Genomic DNA, 294 nt, shown 5'->3' with positions numbered 1-294 from the left:
GGCGTGGTCAAGGCGTCGGTGCTGGCCTGGGCCAGCGCCAGGTCGGCAGCGAAGCGCAGGCGCAGCGCCGCGTTGTCATCACCACACCACTTCTGCGCCAGCTCCACCGCGCCGGTCTTGCCGGCGGCCAGCTGTTCCAGATCTCGACCGACTTCGCGGCGCAGGCTCAGGCCGTCTTCGCGCAGCCAGTTGTCGGCCTGCCCGGGATGGCCGCGGGCGGCCTCCAGCGCTTCGCGCGCCGATGCTTCGCTGTGGCCCTGCTGCTGCAGCCAAGCCAATGCTTCGTGCTGCGGC

At 71.8% G+C, this 294-nt stretch carries 1 protein-coding gene; it reads right to left on the bottom strand.

Annotation, left to right across the window (positions count from 1 at the left end; genetic code table 11):
- Positions 1 to 294: hypothetical protein (locus EN850_RS35600; protein ID WP_210238095.1), on the bottom strand; the 294-nt coding region annotated here is incomplete at both ends.

This window comes from Mesorhizobium sp. M8A.F.Ca.ET.207.01.1.1, assembly GCF_004794715.1.
Classification (GTDB): Bacteria; Pseudomonadota; Alphaproteobacteria; order Rhizobiales; family Rhizobiaceae; genus Mesorhizobium.
This window is presented reverse-complemented; position numbering and strand designations above follow the sequence as displayed.